This window comes from Marinimicrobium sp. UBA4209 (assembly GCF_002381585.1).
Taxonomy (GTDB): domain Bacteria; phylum Pseudomonadota; class Gammaproteobacteria; order Pseudomonadales; family Cellvibrionaceae; genus Marinimicrobium; species Marinimicrobium koreense.
The window spans coordinates 4,701-14,534 of the sequence record NZ_DFTP01000064.1; the positions used below are offsets into that span (position 1 = coordinate 4,701).

At 56.8% G+C, this 9,834-nt stretch carries 7 protein-coding genes and 1 pseudogene; 6 read left to right on the top strand and 2 right to left on the bottom strand.

Annotation, left to right across the window (positions count from 1 at the left end):
* Positions 1 to 134 precede the first annotated feature (134 nt).
* From B3187_RS09100 to B3187_RS09110, 3 genes are all read left to right on the top strand, one after another.
* Positions 135 to 2,612, top strand: coding sequence for a ThuA domain-containing protein (locus tag B3187_RS09100; RefSeq protein ID WP_286805905.1), 2,478 nt, complete (start codon positions 135 to 137; stop codon positions 2,610 to 2,612).
* A 34-nt stretch (positions 2,613 to 2,646) separates the two neighbouring features.
* Complete coding sequence (locus B3187_RS09105; protein ID WP_286805907.1) at positions 2,647 to 3,372, top strand: spermidine synthase; 726 nt, start codon at positions 2,647 to 2,649, stop codon at positions 3,370 to 3,372.
* A gap of 117 nt (positions 3,373 to 3,489) precedes the next feature.
* Positions 3,490 to 4,887 (top strand): hypothetical protein, encoded by a 1,398-nt coding sequence (locus B3187_RS09110; protein WP_286805909.1) that lies wholly within the window; start codon positions 3,490 to 3,492, stop codon positions 4,885 to 4,887.
* A 67-nt stretch (positions 4,888 to 4,954) separates the two neighbouring features.
* Here the strand turns inward: B3187_RS09110 and B3187_RS09115 are convergent, their stop codons facing one another.
* Complete coding sequence (locus B3187_RS09115) at positions 4,955 to 7,627, bottom strand: GDSL-type esterase/lipase family protein (protein ID WP_286805910.1); 2,673 nt, start codon at positions 7,625 to 7,627, stop codon at positions 4,955 to 4,957.
* A gap of 351 nt (positions 7,628 to 7,978) precedes the next feature.
* Here B3187_RS09115 and B3187_RS09120 point away from each other — a divergent pair, with 351 nt between their 5' ends.
* Complete coding sequence (locus B3187_RS09120) at positions 7,979 to 8,653, top strand: HAD family hydrolase (RefSeq protein WP_286805912.1); 675 nt, start codon at positions 7,979 to 7,981, stop codon at positions 8,651 to 8,653.
* On the opposite strand, the gene B3187_RS09125 is transcribed toward B3187_RS09120, so the two are convergent.
* A complete protein-coding gene (locus B3187_RS09125) occupies positions 8,644 to 9,060 on the bottom strand; it encodes a globin (RefSeq protein WP_286805914.1) in 417 nt (138 codons plus the stop codon). The genes B3187_RS09120 and B3187_RS09125 overlap by 10 nt on opposite strands.
* Before the next feature lie 168 nt (positions 9,061 to 9,228).
* On the opposite strand from B3187_RS09125, the gene B3187_RS09130 reads away from it, so the two are divergent.
* Positions 9,229 to 9,468 (top strand): TIGR02647 family protein, encoded by a 240-nt coding sequence (locus B3187_RS09130; protein WP_024460766.1) that lies wholly within the window; start codon positions 9,229 to 9,231, stop codon positions 9,466 to 9,468.
* Between the two features lie 116 nt (positions 9,469 to 9,584).
* Positions 9,585 to 9,834: pseudogene (locus B3187_RS09135) on the top strand (hypothetical protein); the annotation flags it as partial.

A 9,834-nucleotide genomic window follows, 5' to 3' on the forward strand; every position in this document is an offset into this window, starting at 1 on the left:
TGCCCCCTAATAGTCACCCCGACTCGCATCGCTCCCACGTCTGGTTTATAGTGGCACCCTACCGATTTCCACACTCAGCCCGTACCCAATAAACAGGCGAGCAATAACATCCCAACGGCAATGTGAACTTTCCCATGACTGTAAATACCCCTCGTATTTTCGCTGTTTTCGCCCTGGTGCTCCTGGGCGCCCTGTCCACTGCGTGCTCTGACTCCGACCAGGGCGCGGAAAAGCCCACCTCGACTCAGCCAGGCGACCTGCTGGGCTCTGTGCTGATCTTCTCCAAATCCCCCGAGTGGCAGCACGAGTCGATCCCGGCCGGGGTCCAGGCAGTGACCGATCTGGTGGAGGCACGCGGTCTGACAGCAGAGGCAACGGATGACGCCAGCGTGTTTACCGATGAGCAGCTCCAGACGATGGCGGCGGTGGTGTTCGTCAACACCCGCGGAGATGTGCTCAACGCACAGCAGCAACTGGCGTTCGAGCGCTACATCCAGGCGGGCGGCGGCTTTGTGGGCATCCACTCGGCGGCGGACACCGAGGGCGACTGGCATTGGTATCGCCGCCTGCTGGGCGCGACGTTCAAATCCCACCCCAGCGACCCGGCGGACGTGCAGGCGGCCACCATCAAGGTGGTCAACTCCCATCACCCGGCCACCGAAACGCTACCGGCGCAGTTCCGGCTGGCGGACGAGTGGTACGATTTTCAGCAGCTGTCCGATCGCCGCACCGACCTGCTGACCCTTGACGAGCGCAGCTACCAGGGCGGCCAGCACGGCGCTTACCACCCTATCGCCTGGTACCACGACTTTGACGGTGGGCGGGCCTTCTACACCGGCCTGGGCCATACCATCGAGATGTTCAGCGAACCGTTATTTTTGAAGCACCTGGACGGGGGGCTTGAGTATGCCCTGGCCGAACGTCGGCCGCTGGATTACGCCGAGGTGAAACCGGACCCCCGCCGCTTCAAGCGCGACATTCTGGTGGATGACCTGAACGAGCCGGTGAGCTTTGATGTGACCGAGGACTACAGCGCCGCCATGATCGCCCAGCGCCAGGGCAAGCTCTTCTGGGTGGATGTAGGCACCCGGGAAATGACCGAAATGGCCGAGTTTGAAGTGTTCGCGCCTGCCAAAAACATCGAGTTTGGCCTGATTGCGGTGGCCTTCGACCCCGACTTTGCCGAGAACGGGCTGATCTACGCGATGTACAACCTGCCGGACGAGAGCGGCGAGCACGATCTGCTGCAACGGCTGGCGCAGTTCAAGGTGGACGAAAAAACCGTGGACATGGCCTCTGAGCAGGTGTTGATGGACATCCCCAACGACGACACCTGCTGCCACACCGGTGGCAACCTGGAGTTTGACCAGCACGGCAACCTGTTCGTCGCCCTGGGGGACAATGCCAACCCCTTCGAGTCCAACGGCTCCGGTCCGATCAACAACACCGCCGAAGGCACGCATCACGATGCCCTGCGCAGCGCGGGCAACACTCAGGACCTGCGCGGCAAGATCCTGCGTATCCAGCCGGACAAGAACGGCGGTTACCGCATTCCCGAGGGCAACCTGTTCGAGGACCCGGAACAGGGCCGCCCCGAAATTTATGTGATGGGCACCCGCAACCCCTACACCATCGCCGTGGATGAGAGCACCGGCACGCTCTATTACGGCGATATCGGCCCCGACGCCAAGGAAGAAACGGCCGATTTCGGCCCGCGCGGCTACGATGAAATCAACAAAGTGACCGAAGCCGGCAACTTTGGCTGGCCCACCATGGTGGGCAACAATATTCCCTACCGCATGTACGACTACGAGAAAGAAACCAGTGGCAAGCTGTTCGATCCCCTGGCGCCAGAGAATTTCTCGCCGCGCAACACCGGGCTGAAGGTACTGCCACCGGCCCAACCGGCGCTGATCTGGTACCCCTACAACAACTCCGAGCGCTTCCCCGAACTGGGACAGGGCGGCCGCAACGCCCTGGTGGCCGGTGTCTACCCGAACTCCGGTGAGTTGGCCTACCCTGCCTACTATCAGGGTAAGTTGATCATCGGCGACTTTATGCGCAGTTGGATCAAGGTCGTCACCCTGGATGAGTACGACAGTGTAGTCAAAATCGAAGACCTGGCCCCGAATGTCGACTTTGCCGGGCCGCTGGACCTGAAAATTACCCCCGATGGCCGCCTGTGGGTGTTGGAATACGGCTCCCAGTGGTGGGCTGGCGGTAAAGAGGCCAAGCTGAGCGTGGTGGAATACGACGCGAACGCTGACTTGGGCGAGCTGAACGACGATGAGGTAGCCTCCGGCGCTGGCAACGACGGCATCGGGCATGAAGCCCAGCTTGAGATCGCCGAAGGTAAAGCGGCCGCCAAAGACACCAGCTGTGTGGCCTGCCACCAGGAGCGCGCTGACTCCGTGGGCCCGAGTTTCCTGGCCATCAAGCAGAAGTACGGCGACCTGGATGACCCCACGGCCTACATCGCCAGCGCCATCGCCAATGGCAGCTCCGGCAAATGGGGCGAACACGCCATGCCTGCGCATAACTTCCTGGAACAGGAGACCCGGGAGAAATTGGCGGCCTACATCTTATCCATCACGCCGGAAGGCGAGGAATAAAAGCGCATCGCGCGTCGCTTGAGACGAAACGACTATGCCCGCATTGTTTGAAGAAATCGACAGCCAGAACTCCCCGCTCGGGGAGATCTCCCTGCGCCGTCGCCGCATGCCCGCCTTTGGCGACCGGGACATCTATGAGGTCAAGCTGGGCGATGAATTCCTGATGTCCAGCATGTTTGTGGAAGCCGAAGAAGCCCTGTCCACGCTGGGCCTGGCGGCCGTGGAGGGCGACCCGCTCAGTGTTGTGGTGGGCGGCCTGGGCCTGGGCTATACCGCTGTGGCGGCACTCAAGGACGAGCGGATTTCCGAGCTGTTTGTGGTCGAGGCCCTGGATACCGTGATTGGCTGGCATCGCGACGAAAAAGTGCCGCTCGGGAAAATACTCAATGCCGATGCGCGCAACCACTACGTGCTGGACAGTTTCTTTGACCTGGCAACGGACCCCGAGGCCGGTTTTGACCCGGAAGACCCAACCAAGCGTTTCGATGCGATTCTTCTGGATATCGATCACTCCCCCACCGAATACCTGAATTCCGGTAACGCCGGGTTTTACACCTCGGAAAACCTGGGGCTGATGGCGGCGAAGCTCAAACCCAAGGGTGTGTTCGCCATGTGGTCCCAGAACCTGCCGGAAGCGCGCTTTGAAGCCTTGCTGAAAACAGTGTTCGAGCGTGTGGAATCCAACGTGGTTTCTTTCTATAACCCGTTTCAAAGCGGCGAATCGACCAACTCGGTGTACGTCTGCATGAAGGGCAACTAAGACAGGCAATCCGGGAGTCAGGGGTAAAGCCGCTGCCATAGCCTCACGGCCGCTTGTGGGTTAGGATGAGGATTGCACATTTGCCTCATCCACCCAGCCCGAGGAGAGACTGCCCCTATGGATCCCCATCCCAAGCATCCGCGCGAAAAAGCCCTGAAACTGAACCTGGAGGACACCCGGTACGGCTCCTTTGCCGAAATTGGCGCGGGGCAGGAGGTAGTACGGTGGTTCTTTCAGGCCGGAGGCGCAGCGGGCACGATTGCAAAAAGTATCTCCGCTTACGATATGACGGTGAGCGATGCCATTTACGGCAAATGCGCCCGCTACGTCTGTCGGGAGCGACTGGAATCCATGCTCACCTACGAGTACGACCTTACCCTGGAGCGCCTGGCGCTAGACCGGGGTGAGAGTACCGCCTTCTTTTCCTTTGCCAACACCGTCTCCGCGCGCAACTACCATGGCACCAACGAGTGCCATGGCTGGCTGGGGATACGCTTCCAGGCCGAGCCCGGCGCCCAGGCCAGCGAAATCATTATTCATGTGCGCATGCTCGACAGCGAAAACGCGTTGCAGCAGGAGGCCCTGGGCATCGTCGGCGTGAACCTCGTCTATGGCGCCTGCTTTTTGAGCGATGATCCGGACCTGCTGGTGCAATCGCTGCTCGACGGCCTCAGTGTGAATCGCCTGGAAGTCGATATGGTGGACTTCTCCGGCGCAGCCTTTGAGCAGGTGGACAATCGCGTTCTCAGCCTGCGCCTGGTTCAGCTGGGCCTGAGTGATGCCGCCATGTTTGCCGCCGACGGCCGCGTGCTTCAGCCCTCCGAGCACCTGCGCAAGAAATCCGTGCTGGTGGAGCGGGGACGTTTTCGCCCGGTGACCCATGTGAATATCGACATGCTCGACTCCGCATTGACCGCCATGGAAGCCGAGACCGGAGCCGAATCCGGAGAGACGGTCGCCATTATGGAAATGGCCCTGAAGAACCTGAACGCCGGGGGCGACGTCGATCTGGACGATTTCATCAGCCGGGCCGAGGTACTGGAGGCCGCCGGCCACACAGTGATGATTTCGGACTACCCGGAATACCACCGTCTGGCGTCTTACCTCAGCCGGAACACCCAGGGCCGCATCGGCATTACCATGGGCGCCCACAGCCTCGCCGAGCTGTTTGAGGAAAGCTATTATAAAGACCTTCCCGGGGGCCTTTTGGAAGGCTTCGGCCGGCTGTTCAAAAACAAGGTCAAACTGTATATCTACCCCTATCGCGACCCGAACACTGCCCAGTTGATCAAAGCAGACAACCTTGAGGTTCCCAAGCCCCTTCGCCACCTCTACCAGCACCTGTTGGACAATAGCCATATCGTGCAACTGGAGCGGTACAACGAAGACTACCTGGATATTTTCTCCCCGAACGTGCTTGAACAGATCGGCTCTGGCCAATCCGGGTGGGAACATCAGGTTCCGGATGTGGTGGCCCAGAAAATCAAACGCCAGAAGCTGTTTGGCTACCATTGACACAAAAAAAGAGGGCCCGCAGTAAGCGAGCCCTCTTTTTTCGCGTGCCAGCCTCACTGCCCCCCCCTTATTCGGCAATCGCATCCTCAGGAATGGTGGTTTCCGCTTCCGGGTCCGTATTGATCGTATTGCCGTTCTGAACAATCTTGACCATATACCAGTAGGTTTTACCTGGCTCCAGAGCCTCATCCAGGTAAGTACCGTTCATGCCGGCACCGGCAACGATACGGTCGCGCCCCAAGAGCTCCTGCACGTCGTTCCGGTATATTTCGATATACGTAATTTCCGGCTCAAAGTATTGAAGATTCCAGGAGACCTGAACGGAGGTACCGTTGACAATGGTGGCCGTCAAGTTGGTCACGGGCACTTCATCGACAAAAGGCTTTCTGATTTCGCCTTCGGCCTCGGTGTTGGTGGTTTCGCCATCGTGCACCACCTTGAACATGTACCAATAGGTTTTGCCGGCTTCGGCGGTTTCATCGACAAAGCTGCCACTGGTGGCGGCACCGGCGAGAATACGCTCGCGATCATCAAAATTCGCCTGATCATTGCGGTAGATTTCAATATAGGTAATCTCGCCGCTGAAATTCTCCAGTGACCAGTTCAGCACGATGTTGGTATTGTCGAACTCGGTGGTCAGGTTGGTCATCACCGACCCCAGGCCTTCGCTGTTGTTGAATACCGCCTCGTAGCTGGTAGCCATGGCCGCGGTATCAAACTCATAGATGAAGTCCGCAGATGCTTCGGCACGATCACCATCCAGCCATTGAGTGAACTCATCGCCTTCGTTAGCCAGCGCTTTGAGCGTCATCGGGGCACCTTCAGGATACTCGAACGCTTGTGAGTAAGTGCCTGCTTCGGGCGTGGGTGACGACACACTCATGGCAAAAGTTGGTTTCAGCGCACTGACTAGGGGTGCCACTGAATTGACCCCGCTCAGCTCCTCCAGCCCTTCCGCCACCAGGCGTGCCATTTCGACGGCGCCCTGCTTCTGAAAGTGCACGGTGTCCGAGGCGGCCGTGGCGTTTCCGTATTGGTCGGCACCGAAGCCCATGTAGTAAAACTCGTTAGCGTAGTCTTCGCCAACCAGTTCAAGTAGCGCTTTGTTTTTTGCGTTGAGGTCAACCAGCGGCACGCCAAGATCGGCGGCCAGCTCACGGGTGACCACCGGATGTTCATGGTAAGCATCGTAGGGAACGCCGTTTTGCCATTGGTTGCGACGCACCGTGGTCACAAAGATGGGCGTTGCGCCCAGCTCCCGGGTCTCTTCCGCGAAATTGGTCATATAGCCTTCGAACACACCGCCGGTGGGCGCTCTGCGCTCCTCATCCTGCGCTCGGTCGTTAATGCCGAACTGAATGAAGACGAAATCACCTTCCTGAACGCTGGCTTTGACATCGGCCCAGTGGTTTTCATAGTAGCTTTTTGAGCTACGCCCACCCAGGGCCCGGTTGTCGATGGTGATTTTGGATTCATCAAAGTAATGCTGAAACACTTGCCCCCAGCCGGTTTGCGGGTAGTAACCGTCGGCGTAATCGGCAACGGTCGAATCACCAATCAGGTAAGCGGTCGCGGCCTCAAAATTGAACTCAGGCACAACCCCGTTGAAAGCGGCGATCAGGGTGAGCTTTCCAACCGGCATGGTCGTCTGATACAGGTTGACTTCACTGGCCACCTGGCCAGCGGTATACCAGGCGTCAAAGGTATCGCTATCCCCAGCTCTCACCTTGAGGGTCAACGGCGTACCCGCCGGGTAGTTGTTCCCCTGGGTGTAAAGGCTGTCGCTGGCGCCCTCCTGCTCGACCGTCAGGGCGTATCGTTGCTTTACTCCGTCCAACAGCGTCATCAGGGACTCATTACCATTCAGTTCTTCAAGGCCTTCCACCACCAGACGAGCCATTTCCACAGCCCCGGACTCCTGGAAGTGAGTGCCATCGTTGCTGCCCTCGGGGTAATTCTCGTACTCGCCAGCGTCCAGAATCAGGTAGAGGTAATGCGATGCCTGCTCTTGCCCAAGGGAGTTCACCAACTCCCAGGATTTGGCGTTCAGGTCGATATAGGCAGCGTCCAGATCCGTCGCCACTTTGGCCATGGAACCTGCATAGTCATTGCCTTCCTCGGTGAACACATTGCGCAGTGCACCGTCGCGGTAGGCATTCATGACCATCGGGCTGACCAGTATCGGTGTCGCCGACTTCGCACGAGTCTCTTCCACGTATTCGGTCAGATAGACTTCGTAATCGTCTGTGGAGGTATAGCGCTCTTCTTTGGTCCAGTCCCGGTCGTTGTGCCCAAACTGGATCATCACATAGTCGCCCTCGTCCACCTCGGCCAGAACGTCATCCCAGATGCCATCGACTTTGTAGCTTTTGGAGCTGCGACCACCTCGAGCCCGGTTGAGAACCTCAATGTCACTCTCATCGAAATAATGCTGGAGAACCTGACCCCAGCCTGCCTGTGGATAGGAGGACGAGTTATAGCTGGCAACCGTTGAGTCCCCGACTACAAACAGCTGAACATCGGCACCCGGCTCGTCAACCACTGGCTCCTCTGCCTGGTCCTCTTCGGTCTGCTCTTCTTCGTCCGGGACATCCTCGTTGCCCTCTTCTTCCTCTTCGGGAGCGGTAGGTGTGGTCGGTGTTTGCGGCTCACTGGGAGTGTTGTCGGGGGTGGAGTTACTGCCCCCGCCGCATCCGGCAAGTGCGATGGTCAGGAGTAGCAGCCATAGGTATTTATTCATGTTATTCCTCTTGAATTTTTATGTTATGTAGTAACAACCTGAAAGATCAGCCAACTGATTCACCGCACACTATTATTCTATTTTAGGTCATTTGCAAGCATTTTAGATCATTTAAATTAATATTAAGTCATATAATCATTATCAACTAATGATGTATTAGTTATTATTGGCGATTTGATCATAATCAATCAGAATATCTGAGCTCGAATAAAATCAGAGTGGTTGTCAATATTTGAAATTAGTGGCGTTGTTATTTATTAGGATTATTTATAAAGGGGTGCACTCGTGATAAAGGTTTTCGATGCTATATAGTGACAAGACAGCACTTGACTTCATTCCTACGAGCAACCCATGAAAAGCATACTGTTTGACCTCGACAACACCCTGCTGGACAGAGCGAGCTCCCTTATCGGATTCTGTCACTGGCAAGCCACTAGCTCACTGGGAATCGACAACTCGGAGAAGTTTGTGGGACGGTTTGTCGAGCTCGATAGCAATGGATCGGTTTGGAAGGACCAGGTTTACCAATGCCTGAAAGGCGAATTCTCTATTCCACAGAGCGTTGACGAGCTGGTGGACGAGTACCTTAACCACTTTCGAAATTTTTGTGCCGAAAGACCAGGGGCTTCGGATGCAGTTCGGCAGCTTGCTCGCGAAGGCTATAAAATTGGCTTGGTCTCTAACGGTAAAAGCCCTTTCCAGGAAGAAAACCTATCAGCGCTCGGCATAGCCGACTTCTTTGATTCGATTATCGTTTCCGAGGCAGTAGGTTGCCGAAAACCTGACCCCAGCATTTTTGAGCTGGCCTGCAAGGAGCTGGCGGTTTCGCCGGATCAGTGCATTTTCATCGGAGACAACCCAGTTGCCGACATCCGGAGCGCTGCCAAGGTCGGCATGTATACCGTTTTTATTCCCAGCGAACTTTATGGCGACAGGTGTGCCGAAGCGGATGCTGTTTGTCGAAGTTACGCTGAGTTGTTGTCTATTATTGAAAACGCTGAAAGCAGATCAATCTCTCAGCAGTGATCATATTTGAATTTCATATAGGTAATACCCGGACTCAGCACCAACCGCCAGGCCAGCTCCACGTCATCGTCGAATAGAGGATCATAGCGTTTGACTGTGTCCATCAGGGACTCGAGCCAGAGATCATACAGAAACGGGGGAACATCCAGGCCTTTGCAGCTGTGATTGGCGGCGATACGCTCAAGCACGTTATCGACCGATCCACTCGCATAAAAGGTCAGCAAACTGTAGAAGGACTTTTTCAACATGGTGCGCTGCTTAACCATATCCGTATGGCGGAATTTGTGAGACACCAGAGGAGAGGCAGCAAGGAAACGATGGTAAAAGCCCTCAAAAAACGGCTGCCCGTCCCGTACTCCAACGGCTACGCGTTCATAGCTTTCGTCAAACAACCGTTCGTAGCTCATCGTAGACTCCGAAGGTATGCCACAGCCGGGCTGACGCCTGAAGCTGCATTTTCCTATGCAAGGGCTGATTCCTGTTGTTTAAACCTCAAGTGTCGTTCATATTTACCTAATGACCAACGTTAAACGACGTTTATTTGAGCTGTATCAACACTGCGCGAGGAAAGTGCCATGAACTTTTTTGAAGACCACCTCAACGAACTCAACCTGCTGGCCCTGTTCGACTCAGCATCCTCTCAGGAGGGCCTCAAAGTACACCAGCACTCCGCCGACCCCGCGATGGTGGCCGCAGCGGAGCAACTCCACCAGAAGGGCCTGATTACCCAGAAGGACGGTGGGTATCTCACGCCGCTAGGCAGTGACGTCGTGGAGCATGTACAGAAAATCCAGGCCGTGCTTCGTAGCAGCTGAACACCGACGCCGGGCAATTTTTCGCCCCCTGTCTATAATCAGAGGTGCCGTTCGACCAGTTACCGGGGCTGACTGACCGGGCCCTACTCGTATCTGGACACCATGAGGGCACACTGATGACCGACACCATCCTTTTGGGTACCCGTAAAGGTACCGTCATGATCGACCGACGGGGGGCGGGCTGGCGACCCCGTCCTATCCTTCACGCCGGCGTTCCGGTCTGCTATGCCGCCCGGGATCCTCGCGATGGCACTCTCTGGGCCTCCCTGGATCACGGCCACTGGGGGCCCAAGCTGTCTCGCTCGCGGGATGGCGGTAAGACCTGGGACGATATCTCGTCGCTGAAGTACCCGGAGGGTGCGCGTC

What these genes read in the sequence shown, in the direction of transcription:
- B3187_RS09120 (WP_286805912.1), top strand. Translation starts at nt 7,979, where the DNA reads ATGAAAAGCATACTGTTTGACCTCGACAACACCCTGCTGGACAGAGCG.
- B3187_RS09115 (WP_286805910.1), bottom strand. Translation starts at nt 7,627, where the DNA reads ATGAATAAATACCTATGGCTGCTACTCCTGACCATCGCACTTGCCGGA.
- B3187_RS09100 (WP_286805905.1), top strand. Translation starts at nt 135, where the DNA reads ATGACTGTAAATACCCCTCGTATTTTCGCTGTTTTCGCCCTGGTGCTC.
- B3187_RS09110 (WP_286805909.1), top strand. Translation starts at nt 3,490, where the DNA reads ATGGATCCCCATCCCAAGCATCCGCGCGAAAAAGCCCTGAAACTGAAC.
- B3187_RS09130 (WP_024460766.1), top strand. Translation starts at nt 9,229, where the DNA reads ATGAACTTTTTTGAAGACCACCTCAACGAACTCAACCTGCTGGCCCTG.
- B3187_RS09105 (WP_286805907.1), top strand. Translation starts at nt 2,647, where the DNA reads ATGCCCGCATTGTTTGAAGAAATCGACAGCCAGAACTCCCCGCTCGGG.
- B3187_RS09125 (WP_286805914.1), bottom strand. Translation starts at nt 9,060, where the DNA reads ATGAGCTACGAACGGTTGTTTGACGAAAGCTATGAACGCGTAGCCGTT.